This window comes from Limoniibacter endophyticus, from assembly GCF_014652835.1.
In the GTDB taxonomy this organism is placed as follows: Bacteria; Pseudomonadota; Alphaproteobacteria; order Rhizobiales; family Rhizobiaceae; genus Limoniibacter; species Limoniibacter endophyticus.
The window spans coordinates 66585-90228 of sequence record NZ_BMZO01000007.1; the positions used below are offsets into that span (position 1 = coordinate 66585).

Annotated in this window: 15 protein-coding genes; 7 read left to right on the forward strand and 8 right to left on the reverse strand. The window is 57.5% G+C overall.

The window, feature by feature from the left end:
- Positions 1-50 precede the first annotated feature (50 nt).
- Complete coding sequence (locus IE151_RS11110) at positions 51-2234, reverse strand: primosomal protein N' (RefSeq protein WP_189490114.1); 2184 nt, start codon at positions 2232-2234, stop codon at positions 51-53.
- 94 nt (positions 2235-2328) lie between these two features.
- Between IE151_RS11110 and fsa the strand changes: the two genes are divergently transcribed.
- Positions 2329-2982 carry a fructose-6-phosphate aldolase gene (gene fsa / locus IE151_RS11115; protein ID WP_189490116.1) on the forward strand — a complete coding sequence of 218 codons (654 nt, stop codon included), beginning with the start codon at positions 2329-2331 and terminating at the stop codon, positions 2980-2982.
- A gap of 362 nt (positions 2983-3344) precedes the next feature.
- On the opposite strand, the gene IE151_RS11120 is transcribed toward fsa, so the two are convergent.
- The 3 genes from IE151_RS11120 to leuS form a co-directional block, all read right to left on the reverse strand.
- Entirely contained in the window at positions 3345-4259 is a 915-nt protein-coding gene (locus IE151_RS11120; RefSeq protein WP_189490119.1) for a GNAT family N-acetyltransferase, read from the reverse strand.
- Between the two features lie 123 nt (positions 4260-4382).
- Entirely contained in the window at positions 4383-4925 is a 543-nt protein-coding gene (locus tag IE151_RS11125; RefSeq protein WP_189490121.1) for an LPS assembly lipoprotein LptE, read from the reverse strand.
- The gene (leuS, locus tag IE151_RS11130) at positions 4912-7536 is read right to left on the reverse strand and encodes a leucine--tRNA ligase (RefSeq protein ID WP_189490122.1); all 2625 of its coding nucleotides are present in this window, start codon (positions 7534-7536) and stop codon (positions 4912-4914) included. The genes IE151_RS11125 and leuS overlap by 14 nt, the downstream gene beginning before the upstream one ends.
- A gap of 122 nt (positions 7537-7658) precedes the next feature.
- Between leuS and IE151_RS11135 the strand changes: the two genes are divergently transcribed.
- Positions 7659-8333: a YggS family pyridoxal phosphate-dependent enzyme gene (locus IE151_RS11135; protein ID WP_189490461.1), complete on the forward strand. Its 675-nt coding sequence runs from the start codon at positions 7659-7661 to the stop codon at positions 8331-8333.
- 19 nt (positions 8334-8352) lie between these two features.
- Here the strand turns inward: IE151_RS11135 and IE151_RS11140 are convergent, their stop codons facing one another.
- Positions 8353-8628: an usg protein gene (locus tag IE151_RS11140; protein WP_244636717.1), complete on the reverse strand. Its 276-nt coding sequence runs from the start codon at positions 8626-8628 to the stop codon at positions 8353-8355.
- 262 nt (positions 8629-8890) lie between these two features.
- Between IE151_RS11140 and acs the strand changes: the two genes are divergently transcribed.
- On the forward strand, positions 8891-10846 hold the full coding sequence (acs, locus tag IE151_RS11145) for an acetate--CoA ligase (RefSeq protein ID WP_189490124.1): 1956 nt from the start codon (positions 8891-8893) through the stop codon (positions 10844-10846).
- Between the two features lie 54 nt (positions 10847-10900).
- Here the strand turns inward: acs and IE151_RS11150 are convergent, their stop codons facing one another.
- Positions 10901-11119, reverse strand: a complete 219-nt coding sequence (locus IE151_RS11150) for a DUF1674 domain-containing protein (RefSeq protein ID WP_244636718.1) — start codon at positions 11117-11119, stop codon at positions 10901-10903.
- 154 nt (positions 11120-11273) lie between these two features.
- Between IE151_RS11150 and htpX the strand changes: the two genes are divergently transcribed.
- The 4 genes from htpX (at position 11274) to purH (ending at position 17168) form a co-directional block, all read left to right on the forward strand.
- A complete protein-coding gene (gene htpX, locus IE151_RS11155; RefSeq protein ID WP_189490128.1) occupies positions 11274-12263 on the forward strand; it encodes a zinc metalloprotease HtpX in 990 nt (329 codons plus the stop codon).
- On the forward strand, positions 12260-13642 hold the full coding sequence (locus tag IE151_RS11160; protein ID WP_189490465.1) for an RsmB/NOP family class I SAM-dependent RNA methyltransferase: 1383 nt from the start codon (positions 12260-12262) through the stop codon (positions 13640-13642). Before htpX ends, IE151_RS11160 begins: the two co-directional genes overlap by 4 nt.
- 86 nt (positions 13643-13728) lie before the next feature.
- A complete protein-coding gene (locus IE151_RS11165) occupies positions 13729-15441 on the forward strand; it encodes a heparinase II/III family protein (protein ID WP_244636719.1) in 1713 nt (570 codons plus the stop codon).
- A gap of 110 nt (positions 15442-15551) precedes the next feature.
- Positions 15552-17168: a bifunctional phosphoribosylaminoimidazolecarboxamide formyltransferase/IMP cyclohydrolase gene (gene purH / locus IE151_RS11170; RefSeq protein WP_189490130.1), complete on the forward strand. Its 1617-nt coding sequence runs from the start codon at positions 15552-15554 to the stop codon at positions 17166-17168.
- Positions 17169-17218: 50 nt separating this feature from the next.
- Here the strand turns inward: purH and IE151_RS11175 are convergent, their stop codons facing one another.
- Positions 17219-18577, reverse strand: a complete 1359-nt coding sequence (locus IE151_RS11175; protein WP_189490132.1) for an MFS transporter — start codon at positions 18575-18577, stop codon at positions 17219-17221.
- A gap of 59 nt (positions 18578-18636) precedes the next feature.
- Positions 18637-23427, reverse strand: a complete 4791-nt coding sequence (locus IE151_RS11180; protein ID WP_189490468.1) for an NAD-glutamate dehydrogenase — start codon at positions 23425-23427, stop codon at positions 18637-18639.
- Positions 23428-23644 lie beyond the last annotated feature (217 nt).

Here is a 23644-nt window from a genome sequence, read left to right on the forward strand (position 1 = left end):
AACAACTTGCCGCATGCATAGGCGCTTGATCCGCTGGCAGCAAGATTGGCTTATAAAAAGCTCTGCGGGTCTATGTCGACATGTACCCGAAGCGAGCCCCGCTCCTTTGGAGCGCGCTCAAGAAGCTGACGAATGAAACCTTGCAGATCCGACCGTTTCTCCCCCTGTACCAGAAGCCGAAAACGATGACGCCCGGCCAGAACAGCAAGTGGCGCCTCTGCCGGCCCTAGAATGGCGATATCGGGCGCGGGTGGCGCAGCCCGACGCAATTGTCGCGCATGCCCTTCCGCCTCGGCCCGCGTCTCCGCCGAGACGACGATGCCAGCCAGCCGTCCGAATGGCGGTAGCATGGCTTTTTCGCGCTCACCGATCTCACGAGCGTAGAAGCTTTCCCTGTCTCCAGAGACGATGGACCGGATAACCGGATGCTCCGGCTGATAGGTCTGGAGCAGCCCCACACTCTTCTTGCCGGTTCTTCCGGCTCGACCGGTAACCTGTGAAAGCAGTTGAAAAGTGCGCTCGGCAGCGCGGGGATCGCCATTGGCCAATCCAAGATCGGCATCGACCACTCCGACCAGTGTCATATTCGGGAAATTATGGCCTTTGGCGACCAACTGCGTGCCGATGACGATATCCGCCTCACCCTTGGCGATTGCATCAAGTTCGAGCCTCAGTCTTTTCGTCCCCCCCGGCATGTCGGAAGAGAGAATAATAGTGCGTGCTTCGGGAAACTGCGCGACCACTTCTTCGGCGATTCGCTCGACGCCAGGTCCGCAGGGGGCCAGATGATCGAGGGCACCGCAAGCGGGACAAGCTTCCGGCGACGGTTCATGGTGGCCGCAATGATGGCACATAAGCTGATTGCGGAAGCGATGCTCGACGAGCCAGGACGAACATTGCGGGCATTGGAACCGATGGCCACATACCCGACAGAGCGTTAACGGTGCATACCCGCGTCTGTTTAGGAAAAGCAGCGCCTGTTCCTTGCGCGCGAGCGTATCCTGCACGGCCTCGACCAAAGCGGGCGAGAGGAAGCTCCCTCGCGCGGGCGGGCTCTTGCGCATGTCGATGGTTTTGAGCGTAGGTAGCGCGGCATCGGCGAAGCGGCTGGCAAGCTCAATACGTTGATAGCGACCCTGCTGCGCATTGACCCGCGTCTCGACCGAAGGCGTCGCGGAAGCTAGCACTACCGGAAAGCGACCGATATGACCGCGCACGACGGCCATGTCACGTGCATTATAAAAGACCCGGTCCTCCTGCTTATAAGCAGGATCATGCTCTTCATCGACGATGATAAGGCCCAGATCCTCAAATGGCAGAAAGAGTGCCGAGCGCGCGCCGGCGACAACGCGGATGCGTCCCTCGGCGACCTGCCGCCAGACACGCTCACGCATGCGCGGCGACAATTCCGAGTGCCACTCCGCCGGTCGTGAGCCGAAGCGGTTTTCAAAGCGATCCAGAAAAGCTTGCGTCAGGGCGATCTCGGGCAGCAGGATCAACACTTGCCTGCCCTTCTCGAGCGCCCGGGCAACCGCCTCAAAATAAACCTCCGTCTTACCAGAGCCCGTCACGCCGTCGATCAGCAGCGACTGAAACCCACCCTTGTCGATTGCAGCTTTCAAGGTCTCGGCAGCCGCAGCCTGGTCTTCCGAAAGCGCGTTCGCGCCATAACCGGGATCCGGGACAGCCACGACCGGCGGAGGCTGAAGCTCTATTCTCGAAAAGACATTCTGGGCAATCAGGCCATCAATGACACTGGTCGAAACACCCGAGGCATGAGACAAGCCGGATCGTGTCCAGGAGAGGCCGTTCTCGGTGATTTCCAGCACCCGCTTGCGCGCCGCCGTCATCTTCTCGGGCACGAGTCCGGTGCGAACAACCCCTTCAACCGCCCTCTCCGGCTCGAAAGCCTCCGGCGCACGCAGCACCATGCGTGCCACCATACCGGGCCGCGACAGCGTATAGGCTGCTACCCAGTCGACGAAGCGACGCATTTCTTCGGGAACGGGCGGGCACTGGAAGACCTGTGTGATAGGTCGCAATTTCTTCGGATTGACGTCTCCGCCTTCACCATCCCAGACGATACCCGCAACCTGACGCGGCCCCAGCGGTACACGCACGATAGAACCGGGCATGACGATCATGCCCTCGGGCACAGCATAGGAGTATGGACCAGGGGCTGGCATGGGAACCAGCACCGGAACGACTCGGGGCGGATACGAATCTTCGAACATGGATGGTGACCTTGCGCGCATCTTGGTCTAGATCAAGGCCGAATGTGTGGTGAATGAGTGCCACCTATAACGATCTTTACGAGGAATGCACGTCATGAAATTCTTTGTCGATACTGCCGACGTCAATGAAATACGCGAGCTGAACGATTACGGCCTGATCGATGGCGTGACGACCAACCCGTCGCTCATCATGAAATCTGGCCGTAATATTCTCGAAGTGACGAAGGAAATCTGTTCTATCGTCGAGGGTCCGGTTTCGGCCGAAGTAACCGCGCTCGACTACGAGGGCATGATGAAGGAAGCAGCCGTCCTGGCTCAGATCGCGGACAATATCTGTATCAAGCTGCCGCTGACGCTCGATGGCCTCAAGGCGTGCAAGGCGCTAACCGACGCTGGCCACCAGACCAACGTTACCCTCTGCTTCTCGGCAAACCAGGCATTGCTTGCAGCCAAGGCCGGAGCAACCTTCATCTCGCCCTTTATCGGTCGCCTCGACGACATTGGACTGGACGGGCTCGATCTCATTACCGACATTCGCACTATCTATGATAATTATGGTTTCGAAACCGAGATCCTCGCAGCATCCATCAGGACTGTGAACCACGTGAAAGACGTGGCCCTTCTCGGCGCCGATGTTGCCACCGTTCCAGCCTCTGTCATCAAGGCGCTCGCCAAGCACCCGCTCACCGATAAAGGCCTGGACCAGTTTATGGCGGACTGGGCAAAGACGGGTCAGAAGATCGTCTGACTTTAGATCGCCGCATATAAAAAACGCCGTTGTTTCAGCGGCGTTTTTTATACTTCCCCCGATGTTCCATCCATGTGAAAGCCTTATACCTGCGTCCCATTCGGGCGCGCAGAACAGGATAGCTCTGGCTATGGGTTGCCTGTGCCACTAGATCGGCCAGCTCGCGAGAACGCGTAACGATCCAGATTGGCGGCTGCTGTGCAGCAATGAAACGCAATTGCCCGCCGGAAAACCCGGCTGGCTCAAACAGACGCTGCGAAAACTCCGGAAGCTTCAGGCAAATATCGTCTGCCGCAGGGTGGCGGAAGGCCGGGCGCGTGCGACGAAGACATTGCAATTGCGCGCGCAAAGCGCGGCCGCATCTATTTCCTCGCAACCGCCTGAAATTCCGCGTCGGCATCGCCTTTGAGCGTCTCCACGGTGAATTTCTGCAGCTGAACCGTCACATCAGCCGGGTCGCCATTGAGCAGAGAGGGATCGATCGGCTTCCCGATGCGCAAGTGGAACGAACGCCCCTCCTTGTTCAAAAGCTCGTGGAAAAGCGTCATGTCGCGCAGCTCCGTGGAGAAGCGCGCCAGGAAATAGAAGAGGCCGGAGTTACGTGCAGAAAGATGGACCGGAACAACCGGGCAGTTGAACCGCTTTGCAAGCGACACGACTGACGCCTGCCAGGGCCGCTCCGTAAGCGCGCCATCTTTCCAGGAGGCTATACGACCGGAAGGAAAGAGAACGACAGCGCGGCCGTCCTGAAAAGCCCTCGCCGTCATGACAAGAGTGTCGCGGCTCTTGGAATGTGACTTCTCGTGCTGGCGCCATTCGACAGGAATGACGATCTCGTCGAGGCGCGGAATGACGCGGATAGCATCGCGGTTGGCGAAGATCGCCATATCCGCTCGACGCTCCTTCAACGCATCGAACACAGCAACGCCATCGGCGATTCCTGTCGGATGTGAAGGAGCAAGTATGAAAGCCCCTTTTTCAGGGACGCGATCCAAATGTTCGACCGTAACATCGAGATCGAGCAGCCTGCTGAGATATTGCATGGCATCCCAACCAGATAGCGTTCCAACCTCGTCGGCCATGCGGATCGCCTGCTTGTAATGCAGGAAGCGCAACAAAATCGGACGCAGAACCGGCCAATAGAACTTTTGCGAAAGGTGGGTCGAGCGCTCGTTGATAAGACGATCGATAATATGGGCATCTGTCTCCGTGCCGACCTGCAGCCACGGCGTGGTCAAGGCAGCCACCGAATGTGAAGGGGGCGTTCGAGAATCCATCGGTCCATACTCCCTTGACCGTCTTTCGCGCACTGCCGTGACGCCGTCATGACAGAACAGCCATCACGCATTCGCCAACAGTCTTATGAACCGCGACGCGACCAGCCATACAATGCATTTACGTTATTTTTGCTCCACCTGCTGCGTGATCGCAAGTCGGATGAGCTCGGCAAGCTCGCGGGCGGCACGATCCTCGGCATTAAGACGCGCACGACCGGCAGAATATTCCTGGCGGGATACGTCAAACGACGCCGTCACGGAACGCCTACCACGGGCGACAATCTGGCCCGTCGCTATTTCTGTAAGCACATAGGTGCCCGTAAGCGTCTGCATGGACGAGGTTGGCTCGCTATCGCGACGCGTCGTCTGGATGGTAGCAGAGGATGCAGTCGACGAGCTCACGCCAAGGACAAGCTTGTAACGGGCTGAAGCGGGCTGCCCCTGGCCGCGATTGAAGGAAAAGATCAAGTGGTTGCGGACTTCCTGACCATAGCGGGTACGCACTTCATCTATGCTCACCGCGCCTTCAAGCGTGCTGGCAGCGGTCGGAGCCATCGAATTGGCCTGGTAGAGCGGTCGTACCGTACAACCGGCTGCGAGCGCGGCACCGGACCCAGCCATCAATCCGAGAAACGACCGGCGGGAAAGGAACTCAGACGACGACATTGACGATCCTTTGCGGGACGATGATGAGCTTGCGCGGTTCTTTGCCTTCCAACGCCTTGACGACGAAATCAAGCGACAATACGGCGGACTGGATTGCAGCTTGATCGGCATCACGGGTGATTGTCAAATCGCCGCGCTTTTTACCGTTGATCTGGACCGGCAGGACGATTTCATTGTCGATCACCAGTGCAGGATCGAATTTCGGCCAGGCGCGGGCGGCCAGAAGATCACTCTCCCCCAATGTTGCCCACACCTCTTCCGCCAAATGGGGCATGAAGGGTGCAACCATCGCTATGACAAATTCTACACACTGGCGCGCCGAAGCACGCAGATCAGCATCCGCATTGCCTTCGGCAACCCTTCCAAGCGGAGCTGCAATGGCATTGACCAGTTCATGCACACGAGCAACTGCGCGGTTGAAAGCCAGTTTCTCAATATCGTCTCCCACGGCCTTGAGCGCTTTGTGGACGGCACGCGATAGCTCAAGCGCATCCCCCGCCTGACCATTCGCAGGCGCGATATTGACGAGCTTTTCACCGGCCCCGGAAAGAAGACGCCAGAGACGTTGCACAAAGCGATGCACGCCTGCTGCACCGTCTTCCGTCCACTCGACATCGCGTTCCGGCGGCGAATCGGAAAGCATGAACCAACGCGCCGTATCGGCACCGTAGGACTCTGTAATTTCTTCCGGCGAGACCACATTCTTCTTCGACTTCGACATTTTTTCGAGGCCGCCGATCGTTGCCAGCTTTCCGGTCGCGATTTCAACGGCAGAGCGTACGCCGTCGTCGTTGGAAAGACGCACCTCCGAGGGAGAGAGCCACTTGCCGTCTGCCGACTTGTAGGTCTCGTGCACCACCATGCCTTGCGTGAACAGCCCTTTGAAAGGCTCCGACACATCCACATGGCCGGTCGCCTGCATGGCGCGGGTGAAAAAGCGCGAATAAAGCAGATGCAGGATCGCATGTTCGATGCCGCCAATATACTGGTCGACCGGCAGCCAACCATTGGCAGCAGCTTTGTCAGTCGGCTCCTTCTCCCATGGCGCCGTAAAGCGCGTGAAATACCAGGAGGAATCGACAAATGTATCCATCGTGTCGGTTTCACGATGCGCTGCACCGCCGCATTTCGGACAGGAGACATGGCGCCAGGTCGGGTGGCGGTCAAGCGGATTGCCTGGGCGATCAAACTCGACATCGTCCGGCAGCTTGACCGGCAGATCCTTCTTCGGAACCGGAACCGTCCCGCAGGCCTCGCAATGAATAATGGGGATCGGGCAGCCCCAATAGCGCTGACGTGAAATGCCCCAGTCCCTCAGGCGGAAATTGATCTTGCGCTCGGCCTGCGGTGCACCTTCAAGCTCTGTCTTTTCCAGTCGCGATGCGACCTCCTGAAAAGCCGCTTCCGGGTTCATACCATCTAGAAAACGCGAGTTAACCATCGTGCCTTCGCCGACATAGGCCTCAGCACCAATCGTGAATGTCATGGGATCTTCGCCCACCGGCAGTACAACCGGGGTGACCGGCAGATCATATTTGCGTGCGAAATCGAGATCGCGCTGGTCGTGGCCGGGGCAACCGAACACGGCCCCAGTGCCATATTCCATCAGCACGAAATTCGCAACGTAAACAGGCAGCGTCCAGTTCGGATCAAAGGGATGCTCGACTTGGAGCCCGGTGCGATAGCCTCTCTTCTCGGCGGTTTCCAGAGCAGCAACGGACGTACCCATGCGACGGCATTCATCGCAGAAGGCAGCCAGTTCAGCATCCGTTTCGGCGGCCTTCCTTGCAAGCGGATGATCGGCAGCAATTGCAAGAAACGAAGCGCCGAACAGCGTGTCCGGGCGGGTGGTGAAGACCGGAATCGTCTTGACGCCCGAGGCTTCCGCGCTCGCCTCGTCCAGTTTCCAACGCAGGATCAGGCCTTCGGAACGACCTATCCAGTTGCGCTGCATGGTACGCACCTTTTCCGGCCACTGATCGAGCGTGTCGATTGCGTCGTTCAGGTCCTGGGCAAAATCGGTGATCTTGAAGAACCACTGGGTGAGTTCGCGCTGTTCGACCAGAGCTCCGGACCGCCAGCCGCGACCGTCGATGACCTGCTCGTTTGCAAGTACAGTCAAGTCTTCCGGGTCCCAGTTGACCTTAGACGTCTTGCGCGTCACGAGACCCTTGTCGAGCATGTCGAGGAAAAGCATCTGCTGGCGATGATAATAATCAACGTCGCAGGTCGCGAACTCGCGACTCCAGTCAATCGACAGACCCATCGTCTTCAGTTGCGCGCGCATATTGTCAATGTTCTTGTAGGTCCAGTCCTTTGGATGAACCTTGTTCTGCATCGCGGCGTTTTCCGCCGGCATGCCGAAGGCATCCCAACCCATCGGGTGCAGAACATTGTAACCCGCCGCACGCTTGTATCGGGCAACGACGTCACCCATTGTGTAATTGCGGGTGTGGCCTATGTGGATATTCCCGGAGGGGTACGGAAACATCTCCAGCACGTAATATTTGGGTCGCGGATCGTCGTTCTTTGCTTCAAATAGCTTTGCTGCGTCCCAGGCCTTCTGCCAACGGGGTTCTGCAGCGCGTGGATTATAACGTTCTGATGCCATGACCGGTTTTGTGCTCGTCTTGAATGTGGCATGACGTTCACCACGCTTTGCCTGCTCCGTCAACCGGCAGGACCGTTTTCGCGCAGGCAAACGACGTTGCAGCAGGCAAAGGGAAGATGAAAATGGACCACGCGGCGAAAAACCTAGCAACCGTAAAGGCAAAGATCGAACGGGCCGCGCGCGTTGCCGGACGCGCCTCGGACGATGTCGGCCTCATCGCTGTCTCGAAAACCTTCGATACCCACGAGATTGAACCGGTTTTGAACGCAGGCCAGCGCGTATTTGGCGAAAATCGCGTGCAGGAAGCGCAAGGCAAATGGCCTATGTTGCGCGAACGGTTCAAGAGCATTGAGCTGCACCTCATCGGACCGTTGCAATCCAACAAGGTCAAGGAAGCAGTTGCACTCTTCGATGTGATCCAAACGGTTGATCGGGAGAAGATAGCCCGTACATTGGCCGACGAAATCAGAAAACAGGGCAGGTTGCCCCGTCTCTACGTGCAGGTGAACACGGGTTCGGAACCGCAGAAAGCCGGCATCGAGCCAAGCGAGGCTGTGGCATTCGTACAAAGGTGCCGCGACGAGTTCGGCCTTGCCATTGCGGGTCTCATGTGCATTCCGCCCGCGCAAGAAAATTCCGGTCCGCACTTTGCCCTGCTGCGCAAACTGTCACGCGAAGCCGGTATTACACATCTTTCCATGGGCATGTCGGGGGATTACGAGACCGCGATCAGCTTCGGTGCGACCGAAGTTCGTGTAGGTTCGGCGATCTTCGGCAACCGCGCTTATCAGCTGTGATTCGCCCCGACTGCGGTGATTAGTGCAGCACGATCTCGCCGTCTACCCTGGCCCATTCGTTCGGACGGATCAGCTTGCGATGAACGAACCGGACCGAATGGAGCGGCCCCTCGAGATTCCGTTCCCAGAAATCGAGGAATGCCTTCAGCTCCGGAAACTTCGGGGCAAGATCGTAATGCTGCCAGATGAAGCTTTGCAAAATCTGGCTGTGATCCGGCATACGGTAGAGCAACTCGGCAGTGGTCAGTCCGTAGCCCTTGAGCATTATTTCGGTTTCGGAATGCGACATCGTCATCACGCTCCTCCAAGCTCTAATATACAGAGAATGCGCTTCAAAGTTTAACGACTTCTTTTCGTCGACAAACCGAAAATTCCGTTTTCACGCATTATTTCAGACGATTAGCAGCATGTTTTCTCGGCTGCTGCCATTTCCAACCTCGCCCAAACGTCTAATGTTGCCCCTGTCGCTGAGATGTTAATAATCCTCGCGATGATGACGACAGCTTGTAGTGTACCTATCTTCGTCGTCAGGCGAGGATAGCATTGGGAGGAATACCATGTCAGACAGCCACCTCCACCCCGTGAAACCGGAGTGGACGAAAAACGCTTTGATCGACAACGAGACTTATCTCGACTGGTACAAGCAGAGCATCGACGACCCGGAGGCCTTCTGGGGGCAACACGGCAAACGCATCGACTGGTTCAAACCATATTCCAAGGTCAAGAATACGGATTTTTCGAACGGAGTTTCCATCAAATGGTTTGAGGATGGCGTCACCAACGTCGCCTATAACTGCATCGACCGACATCTGGAAAAGCGCGGTGATCAGGTCGCCCTTATCTGGGAAGCTGACGATCCCAGCAAAGACAAGAAGATTACCTATCGCCAATTGCACGACGCGGTGAGCAGACTTGGCAATGTCCTGCGCGAGGCCGGCGTCAAGAAGGGCGACCGCGTCACCATCTACATGCCGATGATTCCGGAGGCCACCTACGTGATGTTGGCATGTGCCCGCATCGGCGCCATCCACTCCGTCGTGTTTGGCGGATTTTCACCGGATTCACTTGCTGGCCGCATAGCCGACTGCGGCTCGGGCGTGGTGATCACTGCCGACGAGGGCCTCCGCGGCGGCAAGCCCATTCCCCTCAAGGCCAATGCTGATCGCGCCATCGAAATTGCCAAGGGCCAGGGCTTCAACGTGCAGACCCTGCTCGTCGTAAAGCATACTGGTGGCCAGGTCAGGTGGGTTGACGGGCGCGACGTCTGGTACCACGAGGCGACTGAAAAAGTTTCCGCCGAATGCGAACCTGAGCAGATGAACGCCGAAGATCCACTGTTCATACTCTACACCTCCGGTTCCACAGGCAAACCGAAGGGCGTGCTGCACACCACCGGCGGCTACCTCGTTTACGCGTCGATGACGCATCAATATGTTTTCGACTATCACGAAGGCGATATCTACTGGTGCACGGCCGATGTCGGATGGGTGACAGGCCACAGCTACATAGTCTACGGCCCGCTTGCCAATGGTGCCACGACGCTGATCTTCGAAGGTGTCCCCAACTATCCCTCCCCATCGCGTTTCTGGGAAGTGATCGATAAGCACAAGGTGAACATCTTCTATACTGCCCCCACCGCCCTTCGTGCCCTGATGGGCGCAGGCAACGAGCATGTAGCGAAGACTGATCGCAGTTCCTTGCGCATCTTGGGGTCGGTCGGCGAGCCAATCAATCCGGAAGCCTGGGAATGGTATTTTAAGGTCGTCGGCGAAGAGCGCTGCCCGATCGTCGACACCTGGTGGCAAACGGAAACCGGCGGCATTCTGATAACCCCCCTGCCCGGCGCAACGGATTTGAAAGCTGGCTCAGCGACGCGCCCGTTTTTCGGCGTAAAGCCCGAACTGGTGGACGGCGACGGCAAAGTGCTTGAGGGCCCAACCGACGGCAATCTCTGCATCGCCGATTCATGGCCAGGTCAGATGCGCACTGTTTACGGCGATCATGAACGCTTCGTGCAGACATATTTCTCAACCTATGCCGGCAAGTATTTCACCGGTGATGGCTGCCGCCGTGATGAGGATGGCTATTACTGGATCACTGGCCGCGTCGATGACGTGCTCAACGTTTCCGGCCACCGTATGGGCACAGCGGAAATCGAATCCGCGTTGGTCGCGCATCCGAAGGTCTCGGAAGCCGCCGTCGTAGGCTATCCGCACGATCTCAAGGGGCAGGGCATTTATTGCTATGTCACGCTGATGGCAGGGGAAGAGTGGTCGGATACTCTACATAAAGAACTAGTTGCACATGTACGCAGCGAAATAGGACCGATCGCGGCACCCGATAAGATCCAGTTCGCACCGGGCTTGCCCAAAACGCGTTCGGGAAAGATCATGCGCCGCATACTGCGCAAGATCGCTGAAGATGATTACTCGGCCCTCGGCGATACCTCGACGCTGGCCGATCCTGCCGTGGTCGATGATCTCATCGCCAACCGGCAAAATCGCAAGAGCTAAGAGCTCCGCCCCCTAGCCAAACGGCCCGCTTTGTGCGGGTCGTTCTCTGAAAGATCAGAAGTCAGAAGCGATGCCCTTGACTTCCCAGTCACCATAACGAGCGGGTTCCTTGCCCTCTTTTCGTCCGCCGAGTTCCCTTGGACGACCTTCTGCCGCGTCGTCATACTGCGCGCGACGTGCCTGTGCTTCCGCCAATGCACGCTGGGCGGCGTCGGATGGCAGACGCTCGAGCTTCCGGTCCATCTGCTCGTTATTCCTTTTCTCTTCGCTCATCGCTTGGTCACCATTCATTGAAAGTTCAGCGGGACAATCCCATTATACAACTTGCCGTTCTATAGTGGCAAAGGGGTGGATCTTGTGGACTGAAAAATGTGACCTGCTGCAACCACCTGCTTGAGCAAGCCCCGGATTTTTGAGGATTGTTACGATGAATATGATGCGTACTGCAATGCTACTTGCCGTGATGACAGCGCTCTTCATGGGTATCGGTGCCATGATTGGCGGCACCAGCGGCATGATGATCGCGTTCGTGATCGCTGCTGGGATGAACCTGTTCAGCTACTGGAATTCGGACAAGATGGTATTGCGCATGCATCATGCCGTCGAGGTCGATCAACGGTCACATCCCGACTACTATAATATGGTCGCGCAACTGGCCAGAAATGCTGGATTGCCGATGCCACGCGTCTATCTCATCGACAATCCTCAGCCGAACGCCTTTGCCACCGGCCGCAATCCGCAGAACGCAGCCGTAGCCGCGACCACCGGGCTGATGCAACAGCTGACCCGGGAGGAGGTTGCCGCCGTTATGGCGCACGAGCTGGCGCATGTGCAGAACCGCGACACGCTGACCATGACGATTACGGCGACCTTTGCCGGTGCAATTTCCATGCTCGGCAACTTCGCCATGTTTTTCGGTGGCAACCGCGACAATAATAATCCATTCGGCTTCATCGGCGTTCTTCTCGCCATGATCGTCGCGCCATTTGCGGCGATGATCGTCCAAATGGCAATCTCGCGTACACGCGAATATTCCGCCGATCGCCGTGGCGCGGAAATCTGCGGCAATCCTCTATGGCTGGCGACCGCTCTTCAGAAGATCGCCGGTGCAGCGCCGCGTATCGAAAACCACGACGCCGAACGCAATCCGGCCACTGCGCATATGTTCATCATCAATCCGTTGAATGGCCAGCGCGCTGACAACCTCTTCTCAACGCATCCTAACACCGAAAATCGTATCGCGGCCCTGCGCGAAATGGCCGCCTCGATGAGAACGACCGGCTCGGCGGGCGGAGGCTTTACGTCCAGCCACCAGCCGTCCTATAACGCGCCGAAAGAACCTACACCGCCCCCTCCATCCGGTCCATGGAGCGCGCGCCCGAAGAATGACGAGCCCCCGAAAGGCCCTTGGTCTTGAACACTCCCGCATCTGCACCACGAAAGACCTCCAAGATAAGACAAAAAGCGGATACGCCCGACATTCCCGGCCTCGCCGTTCGCCAGACAGCGGCAAAGCTCTTAGCCGCGATCGTCGAACAAAAGACCTCGCTCGACGGCCTGACCGACGAACAACACGGCCAGCCCCATTATCGCGCACTCGACAGTCGTGACCGCGGGCTGGTGCGAGCCATTCTCCTCACCGCGTTGCGTTATCGCCGCACCATTGAAGCGCTGATCGAACGACGGCTGGAGCGCCCGTTACCGGGCAATGCCACAACGCTCTCCCACATTTTGCATGTAGGTGCCGCACAAATTCTTTTTCTCGATCTGCCCGATCACGCCGCGGTCGACCTTGCGGTTGAGCATGCGAAACACGATCCCCGCACACGCCGCTTCGCCAATCTCGTCAACGCAATCCTGCGCACGTTGATTCGGATAAAGGAACGCGCTCTGCCGGCAGCACTTGCTCAAACCGTGGATGCACCGGACTGGTTCGTTGAGCGAATGCGCCAAACCTATGGAGAGGAAAAGACCAAAGCTATTCTCGCCGCCCATCGCGTCGAGGCCCCTCTCGATTTTACGGTAAAAGAAAATGCCGCCGAATGGGCGAAGACGCTCGGCGGTATCACGACACCAACCGGCAGCGTCCGCGTATCAAAGCCGGAAGGTGCAATTTCGACGCTGCCCGGCTACGAGGAAGGCGCGTGGTGGATTCAGGATGCTGCCGCAGCCCTGCCCGTGCGACTTTTCAAGAACATTTCCGGCAAGTCCGTCGCCGATCTTTGCGCCGCACCTGGCGGCAAAACCGCGCAACTGGCGGTAAGGGGGGCAGAGGTTACCGCAGTGGAGCAATCGGCCAACCGCCTGCGTCGCCTCCAGGAAAACTTTGCGCGGCTGAGACTCGATGCGAGCTTCGTGCATTCGAACCTCCTCGATTTGCCGGATGAGGCCGGGTTCGACGCGGTATTGCTCGACGCACCCTGTTCTTCTACGGGAACGGTGCGGCGTCATCCGGACGTCCTTTGGGCAAAGGACGTTTCCGATATCGAGAAGCTTGCAGACCTGCAATACAAGCTCCTGCAAAAGGCAGTGTCGCTCGTTCCGGTCGGAGGAACCATTGTTTTCTCCAATTGCTCGCTCGATCGTCTGGAGGGTGAGGCGTTGATCGATCGCTTCATCGCTACAGAAAAAAATGTCAAAATCGATGCGATAGAACCGGATGAAATTGAGGGGATTGCACCGCTTCTGACCGAACGTGGAGAGTTGCGCAGCACGCCCGCCGACTTCGATCTTGGTTTCCCGCAGCTTTCCGGCCTGGACGGTTTTTACGCAGTCCGCCTGAACCGGACCCGTTAACCTTCCGTTACGATATCCTAATTCGTAAACCATTTGCTAACCATGTTGACAGCATAGTCGCCTCAGAATCACATAAGGATCAGAGAGTGACGAGTGCGGTGGCAAACGACCCGCGTTTTTGGGGCTTGATCATACGCGAAGCTTGGCGCCGTACACGTCGTCGGCTGCGCCAGGGCCCGCTGCACCATTGGCGCTATGCGGGTCGCGCGCCCGAGCGCGTTCTCGTAGCTCCGCCGGACCTGCGCCTTGCCGATCCCCAAATTGCGCTCGACATCTACCACGGCCGTTTTCCACTCGCAGGCCATGTGGTCGAGACGAGCGGCAACTCGCCATTTCAACTAGCCGTTACTCATCGCAATTGGAACGAGGCGCTGCATTCCTTTCGCTGGCTCCGCCACATGCGCAGTGCAGGCACCGAGCTTGCGGCTGCCAATGCGCGCGCGCTCGTTTCGGACTGGATGATCCTCCATGGACGCCGCGTCCATGGCCTTGCTTGGGAACCGCAGATCGTCGCCTCCCGTGTGATCTCGTGGCTCCAGCATTCCTCGGTTGTACTGAAGGATGCCGATTACGAATTTTATCGCAGCTTTCTGAAGAGCCTCGCGGCACAAATCCGCTACCTGCGCTCGGTCGCCCGGGAAATGCCTGATGGTGAAGGCCGGTTGCGTGCCCGCATCGCCATGGCTTTCGCCGCTCTTGCCCTGCCGAACAATCCCGCGGCACTGCGGACCGCTTCGCGCAATCTGGGAGAGGAACTCGACCGGCAAATTCTGCCCGATGGAGGACATGTCTCCCGCAATCCGGCAGCGTTGGTTGAAATACTGACCGATCTTCTGCCGCTGAAACAGACCTATGCGCATCAATCCGAACAACCGCCGGCGTCGCTGATCAACGCAATCGACCGCATGCTGCCCGCCTTGCGCTTCTTCCGCCACGGCGATGGCTCACTGGCTCGTTTCAACGGCATGAGCGCAACAGTCCACGATCGCATCGCTGCAATCCTGCATCATGATGATTCCAGCGGCTCCTTCATGCTGCACATGCCGCATGCCGGCTATGAGCGTCTGGCGCAGGGACAGACCGTGGTGATCGCCGATACCGGTGTTACGCCGTCAATCGATCTTTCGAAAGACGCTCATGCCGGATGTCTCTCTTTCGAGCTGTCGAGCGGCATAAACCAGTTTGTCGTCAACTGCGGAATCGATGAATTCGGCTCGAACGACTTCCGTAATCTGGCGCGCATGACGGCAGCGCACTCGACAGCCACGGTGCACGACACCTCCTCTGCCCGCTTCACCTTCGGGCTGACGGACCGCATCCGCGCCTTTCTCGGGACGCCTGTTCTGGCCGGACCACGAAAAGTGGACTGTACGCGTATCGATGACGCTGAAACTCAAAGCTTCGTCGCAAATCACGACGGCTATCTTGCTCCCTTTGGCATGATTCATGAACGCGCCATGACACTGTCGGCGAACGGGACGCAATTGGAGGGCATTGATCGTTTTTATGCTCCGGGCGGTTTTGGTATCGAACCCAGCGCGCATGACGATCTTGTCATCCGCTTTCACCTTCACCCCGCGGTCAAGCTCTACCGTGATAGCGATGGATTGCTCGTGCTGATCGCCGATGAACATGAAGGCTGGACTTTCATAAGCGATGGCGTGCGTCCCCATATCGAAGAGTCCGTATTCTTCGCAAGCCCTGCCGGTCCGCAAGCTTGCAAGCAGATCGTGCTGTCCGTACGTGCTTCGGAACAGCAGGAAGTGCATTGGCGCTTTCTGAAACGCCGTTTACGCTAATTTGTTGCTTTCTGTTTGCTTCACCGACCTCCTGTGCTAGGCGATCGGCAACGCAAAATAGCGTTGCGGCTGGCGAGCAAAACCGCGACGCGAATAGTCCGGAGTCTGCCATGGCCGTCGTGTCAAAAAACATTCCTGCCCCCGACCTCGTCCCCGTCAAGCGGGCCCTTCTTTCCGTCTCCGACAAGACGGCTCTCGTCGAATTCGCCAAAAAGCTGGCAGGAAAAGGCGTCGAGCTGATTTCGACCGGCGGCACCTCCAAGGCACTGGCAGAAGCTGGTCTGCCGGTGAGGGATGTTTCCGAGGTCACCGGCTTTCCCGAAATTATGGACGGCCGCGTCAAGACCCTCCATCCAGCGGTTCACGGTGGTCTGCTTGCTATTCGTGACGATGCCGAGCATGCCGAAGCGATGAAAACGCACAATATTGCGCCCTTCGACCTGGTCGTCGTTAACCTTTATCCATTCGAGGACGTGGTACAAAAGGGCGGCGATTACGCAGCCGTCGTTGAAAATATCGATATCGGCGGTCCTGCCATGGTGCGCGCCTCGGCAAAGAATCACGCCTATGTCACCATCGTCACCGACCCGAGCGATTACGACGCGGTGATCGACGCGCTGGAGGCAAACGAGGGCGCGATGCCTTACGCGCTGCGCAAACAGTTCGCTGCCAAGGCCTTCTCACGCACGGCAACCTATGATGCGGCGATCGCGAACTGGTTTGCTTCCACGCTTGAAATTGAAAGCCCACAGTGGCGTGCCTTCGGCGGCAAGCTCGACAGCGTCATGCGCTACGGTGAAAACCCGCACCAGCAGGCAGGCTTCTATAAGACGGCAGAGCAACGCAGCGGCGTCTCCACCGCTCGCCAGCTCCAAGGCAAGCAGCTTTCCTATAATAATATCAATGACACGGACGCGGCGTTCGAACTGGTTTCGGAATTCGATCCCAAGCGGACTTCCGCAGTGGCAATCATAAAGCATGCCAATCCTTGCGGCGTCGCGGAAGGTTCCTCAATCGTAGAAGCCTATAAAAGCGCACTCGCTTGCGATCCGGTTTCGGCCTTTGGGGGCATTGTAGCGCTCAACCAGACCCTCAATGCTGAAGCTGCCGAAGAGATCGTGAAGATCTTCACGGAGGTAATCATCGCGCCGGATGCGACGGAAGAAGCACAGGCCATCGTCGCCGCGAAAAAGAACCTGCGCCTGCTCGTAACCGGTGGCTTGGCCGATCCCCGTACGCCGGGCCTCGCCATCAAGACAGTTGCCGGCGGCTTGCTCGTCCAGTCTCGTGACAATCTCGTGGTGGACGATCTCGATCTCAAGGTCGTGACCAAACGCACACCTACCGAGCAGGAACTTGCAGACCTGAAATTCGCCTTCCGTGTTGCCAAGCACGTCAAGTCCAACGCCATTGTCTACGCCAAGGACGGCGCGACGGTAGGCGTCGGGGCTGGGCAGATGAGCCGTGTCGACTCCGCCCGGATCGCAGCACGCAAGGCAATTGATGCGGCGGAAGCTGCCGGATTGGTGGAGCCGCTCACCAAGGGCTGTGTGGTCGCATCCGACGCCTTCTTCCCGTTCGCCGATGGCCTGCTTTCAGCGATTGAAGCCGGTGCAACCGCCGTCATCCAGCCGGGTGGCTCAATGCGTGATGATGAAGTCATCGCTGCTGCCGACGAACATGGCATTGCAATGGTCATGACCGGCGCACGCCACTTCCGCCACTAAGATCGCCTGCTCATCAAGAAAATGGCGGTGCAGCTTGCTGTGCCGCCATTTTATTTATTCGCTGGATAGGGAACGCGGCAGAGAACAAGAAGTCCGAGTGCCAGAAACACGATAATGACCGACATACCCAAACGCGCCGAGCCGCTGAGAGAGGTGACGCCGGCAACTAGAAGCGGCACGAGAAAGCTCGTCGCTCGCCCGGACAAGGCATAAATTCCGAAAAAGCGGCCTGCCTCTTCCGGCTCGACACTCCGGGCGAGATAGGAACGGGAGGAGGCCTGAACCGGACCAAAGGTAAGGCCGACGAGAAGTGCGAAACCGATATAGACCTTTTCCGCCGCAGTCCCGAAAAGCCCGTTCGTGTCGGCAGGTGACAAAGCCCAGAAACCGAACAGGCTGAAGTTAGGACCGGTCGAAATCAGCCCAAGCGTGGCGATTAGAAGCAGCACCAGCGACACAATAATAATAAATTTCGAGCCGGAGCGACGATCAATGTAGCCCGCCGCGATGCAGCCCGCGACCGCGAAGATGTTGAGGATGATGCCAAACAGGCCAACCTCAGTGATCGTCCAGGAGAAGACGCCCGCGGCGAATGCTCCACCCAGAGCTATCAGCGCGTTCACGCCATCCTGATAAATCATGCGCGAAACGAGGAAGCGGAAAATACCGGCCCGCTGACGCACTTCCCGGAAGGTGCCGAGAAGACCGATAACGCCACTTCTGGCAGCTGCCGATATCGGCCCGCGATAAGGTTCATCCGGCGTGAAAAGCAACAAGGGCAGGATGAAGATTGCATACCATAGAGCGGCAAGCGGGGCGACTGCCCGCGCGCCCTCGCCTAGCACCGGATCGAGATCGAAGAGCGGCGGAATGCCCGCGATCGTCAGCCCAGTTTCAGGTGAAGAGGAGAAAAAGACGAGAGTGAAGATCAGGGCTACCATACCCCCGAGATAGCCCAGCCCCCAGGCAATGTTCGAAACCTTACCTATGGCGTGCGGCGCAATCAGCCGTGGCATCATGGAATCGTTGAAGACGACGGAAAACTCCGCAGCAATACTTGCCAGCGAAAAGAGCAGAATAACCGGCAAGAGGGCGGAGCCGGGCGGGGAATTCCAGAGCAGCAATAAACAGGCAATCTTGATGACCGCGAAACCAGCAATCCAGCGCTTGCGTGCTCCGGTCTGGTCCGCAATTGCGCCAAGAATCGGCGACAAGATAGCGATACAGAAGCCGGCAAGTGCAATGCCGTAGCCCCACGCGGCTTGGCCAGCTGCCGGGTCGCTTGCCATCTGGGATACGACATAGGGACCGAAGATGAAGGTGGTCACGACGGTGAAGAAAGGTTGGGCGGCCCAGTCGAAAGCCATCCAGCCGAAAACACCTGCCCGGCTTACTTTCTCCGGCTGCATGCCCCCTCCCGTCACGATGAGAAAGCCTCCGCGATATATATCGCGGAGGCTTGTATCTTCTAATTTGCGAGATCAGCCATGAGGCCCGCAGCAACAGTCATGCGCGACACGTTCAGATCACCCTCGATGAGCGACAGGAGACGGTCGCGAATAATGCTGGCGTGTGCGCCCTTGTCTTCCAGCCAACTTCCTACAGGATCTGCCCCAGCACCGTGGCGGCGTAAGGCAGCAACTGCTATACCGCGCCAAGCCTGGTTAATAAGATCGAGCGAACGCGCAAGAGCAAGTCCGTCATAATAGTCGGCTGGGCGAAGCATGCGCGCTGCATCCTCTATGCGGCCGATCGGGAAGAGGCCCGAAACATCGACATAGGCCTTCGCTGCAAGGGACAAGTCCGCATCCGCGCTTTCTGCAACCTTCTCGATGTCCGGGATCATTTGCTCGACCGGGAGAATGGCGAGGCGCTCGGCAAGTTCGGCAGGCGCTCCTGCTTTTACATAAGCGAAGCGTCTTTCCTCTAGCTTCTCCTTCATGAATTCTGGCATGAGCTGAACATTGTTCGCCAACGCTTCACGCCCTCTGCGCAAGCGCTCGATACGCTCGCCAAGCGGTCCGGTCGATGAATCATTCTTCAGGAACCATGCGACAGCGGAATTCATGTGATCGGCAACAGTGGCGTAAAGCGCGAGCTGCGCCTTGCCTTCGATCTTGTTATCCAGCGCGTCGATCTGGGTATACACTGCCCGCAGATCATATCCCTCGCGTACCAAGGTGAAGGCATGCACGATATCGGCTGCCGTCCGTCCGGTCTCTTCTTCCATACGATTCACGAAGGATGGCCCACCGCGATTGACCAGATCATTGACCAGGGTGGTCGTGATTATCTCGCGACGCAGCCGGTGACTTGCGATCTCCTCAGCGTAAATGCTGACCATTCCCTTTGGGAAATATTCTGTCAATTCCTGCGCGAAATAAACCTCATCCGGCACGTGGCTGGCGATCACGTCATTGAAGAGCACGATCTTGGCATAAGCGAGCAGAACACCGAGTTCGGCACGCGTTAACGCTTCGCCCTTGGCCTGACGTTCCTCGAGAGCGGTCTGCGAGGGCAGATTTTCCACTACCCTGTCCAGCAAGCCGCGATCCTCCAGCGCCTTCATGAAGCGCGCCTGGTTGGCGAGATCTGTGAGCCCGAGCTGATGTGTCATGGAGAGCGCCAGCGTCTGCTCGTAATTATTGGCGAGCACGAGCCGCGCAACCTCATCAGTCATCTGGGCCAGAAGCACGTTACGATCCTCGCGCGTCAGACGACCTGAGCGCATGGCCGAGGCAAGAGCGATCTTGATATTGACCTCGACGTCGGAAGAGTTCACGCCTGCCGAATTGTCGATTGCGTCCGAATTGCAGCGCCCCCCATTCAGGCCAAACTGAATGCGTGCGAACTGGCTCATGCCCAGATTGGCACCCTCACCCACAACCTTGACCCGGAGGTCCGCAGCGGTAATGCGAACAGGATCATTGGAGCGGTCTCCAATATCCTGGTTGCTCTCGTGGGTTGCGCGAATATACGTGCCGATACCCCCGAACCAGAGAAGATCGGCTTTCGCCTTCAAGATCGCCTGAATGAGCTTCACCGGCGTAATCTCTCCCGCGGGGAGATCAAGTACAGCGGCTGCCTGCGGCGTCAGGGTAATGGACTTCTGGTTGCGGGGCACGATCATGCCGCCTTCCGAAAGCTTTGCCTTGTCGTAGTCCTGCCAGCTTGAGCGACCCAGCGCGTAGACACGAGTGCGCTCCTCGAACGAAACTTCCGGATCCGGCGTGGGATCGATGAATATATCGCGGTGGTCAAAGGCCGCAATTAGCTTCGTGCAACGCGAAAGCAGCATGCCATTGCCGAACACGTCGCCCGACATATCGCCGACTCCAACGACGGTGAAAGGCTTCTTCTGGATATCATGATCCATTTCGCGGAAGTGGCGTTTGACTGCTTCCCACGCTCCACGAGCGGTGATGCCCATCTTCTTGTGGTCATAACCGGCAGAGCCGCCGGATGCGAAGGCATCGTCGAGCCAGAAATCGCGGCTTTGACTGATCCCGTTCGCAGTGTCGGAGAAAGTCGCGGTGCCTTTGTCGGCGGCAACGACGAAGTATGGATCATCACCATCATGACGCACGACATGCGCCGGCGCGATAACCTTGTCGCCATCGAGATTGTCGGTGATCGATAGCATTGACGAGATGAAATTGATGTAGGCTTGGCGTCCGGCTTCAAATATCGCGTCGCGGTTGCCCCCGACAGGCAGCTGCTTAGGGTAGAAACCGCCTTTTGCGCCGACAGGCACGATCACAGCGTTCTTGACCTGCTGCGCCTTTACGAGGCCGAGTACTTCCGTACGGTAGTCCTGGGCGCGATCCGACCAGCGAAGACCTCCGCGTGCGACAGGTCCAAAGCGCAGGTGCACGCCTTCCAATTCGGCGCCGTAGACGAAAATTTCGCGCCAGGGCTTTGGGTCCGGCAAACCGTCGATTGAATGCGGGTCGAGCTTGAAGGCAAGCGAGATTCCCTGTTTCGTCGCTGACGGCATGAAATAATTGGTACGCAGAGTTGCTTCGATCAAATTGAGAAGCCGGCGAATGATCGTGTCGTCATCAATATTGGGGACGGCATTAAGTGCCGACTTGATGCCCGCCTTGGTTTGGCGAACTGCTTCATCGCGATCACTTTCGAAGGCAGGATCAAGACGCGACGCGAAAACATTAAAAAGCGCACGGACAATGTCCGGGTACCGGTTCAGCGCAGCGGCAATGTAATCCTGACTTTGCGGAATACCGACCTGCTGGAGATAGCGACCATAAGCCCGAATAACCACGATTTCGCCTGTCTTGAGTGCCGCGCTCTGGGCAAGGCCATTATAGGCATCATTATCGATGATTCCGTTCCAGGCTGCGAGAAAGACATCTTCGAAAAGCTCGCCCTCATCGCTGAGATCAATCGCCGCGCCGTCTCCATTCTCAACGTCCATATCATGCAGATAGACGGTATTGCCGTCGTCGAGTTCGATTTCGAAAGTTCGCTCGGCAATGACCTTGAAGCCCATATTTTCAAGTAACGGGACGCGGCGTGACAAGGCAACCGGCTCGCCAAAGTGGTAAATCTTCAGGCCAGCCTCTTGTGGCTGAGCGTGCGGGCGCCGGTAATAATCGATAGCAATGGGACTTCCCGCCGAAACCCGTTTCAGAACGGCCGCATCCCGCAGCGCATCGTCGGCTCCGAAGAATTCCCGATATCCTTGAGGGAATTTCAGTGCCAGGGAAACAATGTCCCTCGGAACATCCGTTTCCGTCGCACGGCTGATGATCATATCGCTCCAGACACGAATGATCTGACGAATGCCATCTTCCATAAGTCTTTCATCCGGATGCGGAAGCGCATCGCCGCGGTTGCGACCTATGATGAAATGTACGCGCGTTAGCGAACCTTCTGGGAAAGCCGGATAATATGCCGATACACGACCGTTGAACTGATATTTCAGAAATTCGCCGATCTTTTCACGAACGCCCGTATCGTAGCGGTCACGCGGGACGAAGACGATGACGGAGGCAAAACGATCAAACTGGTCAATGCGCATCAAGACGCGGACGCGCGGACGCTCCCCAAGCGCCAGAATGGCTTCGGCATGTCTCTGAAGCACGGGCACCGTAGTCTGGAACAACTCGTCGCGCGGATAACTCTCCAGAACATTGAGAAGTGCCTTGCCCGAATGGTCATGACGACTATAGCCGAGCTTCGCAATTACAGCTTCCACCTTTGAGCGAACGTAGGGAATGTGGAAGACTGAGCGGGTATAGGCCGTGGAAGTGAAGAGACCGACGATGCGTAGTTCGCCTGAAAGCTTGCCAGCCTCATCGAATGTCTTGACGCCAACGTAGTCCATATAGGCGCGCCGATGGACGACGGACTTGGCGTTCGCCTTCGTGACGATCAATGGCTGCGGACCATGAAGGAAGGCTCTGATTTCAGGTGTCGTGGTGACGGGTTCAGCACCACGGCGCAGAACGCGAACATCGTCATCTGCAAGAATGCCGAGTCCCTTTCCGTCCACGAGCTCGAGATTACCGCTTTCCTCCTCGCCGACATAACGGAACCGACGCATGCCGAGGAAAGTGAAATTGTCCTGGGAAAGCCACTCTAGGAACGAGATCGCCTCGTCGAGTTTCGTCTTGGCGAGCGGGGTCTTGCCCTCGCGCAGAGAGCCGGTAACCCGCGACAACTCGGTGAGCATGGGCTGCCAGTCGCGAACGGCTGCATGAACATAATCCAGAATCTTGAGAAGCGCCGTTTCAAGGGCCTTTGCAGACGCGTCAGACATCGCCGGCACATGAATCTGGATGACGCTGAGCTTCTTTGCGGCTTCGGGAACACGTTGATCGGCCTCGCCGATAAGCTGACACTTCCCCGCATCCCGGCTTACCAGAAGTACAGGGTGAGAAACAAAATATGGTTCCCCAAGCTGTTCACTGATCTCGCCCAAAACGGAATCGAAGAGAAACGGCATATTGTCGTTGACGATCGTGATGGCCGACACCGGATGCGCGCCACGCAAAAACTCGGATTTGGTTTCGATCCGCACGATGCTCGCACCTTCGGAGTGGTCGGCAATAGCCGCCGAACCCGTGGCGACGATCTCACGCAAGGTCGCGGGATCGTAAGCCGCGACATCTTCTTCCGGCGCACGCGCGAGAATGAGATCGATCAAAGACTGCTGTTTCTGTGCGGTGGTTGCTGCGGTTTCGTTCAACACGCTATCCTCTCGTCGCCATGTCTGCCGCCTCCCGGCTCGTTCCATCTGCAAATGAGAATCTCAGCGCAGTGGACGACACTGGATTACTACAAACTTTTACGACGAAAATGAAACGCGGAATGAAATCAGATCGAAAATGAAAAGAAAAACTGCTGCCAGCGTTCTTCACGGTCGGTTATAGCGAAATCCGGTTGTGAAAAACAATTTTCCACCGCTGCGTAGCGCCCGTTGATGACCAGGCACCACTTTTTGCCACTCTGCT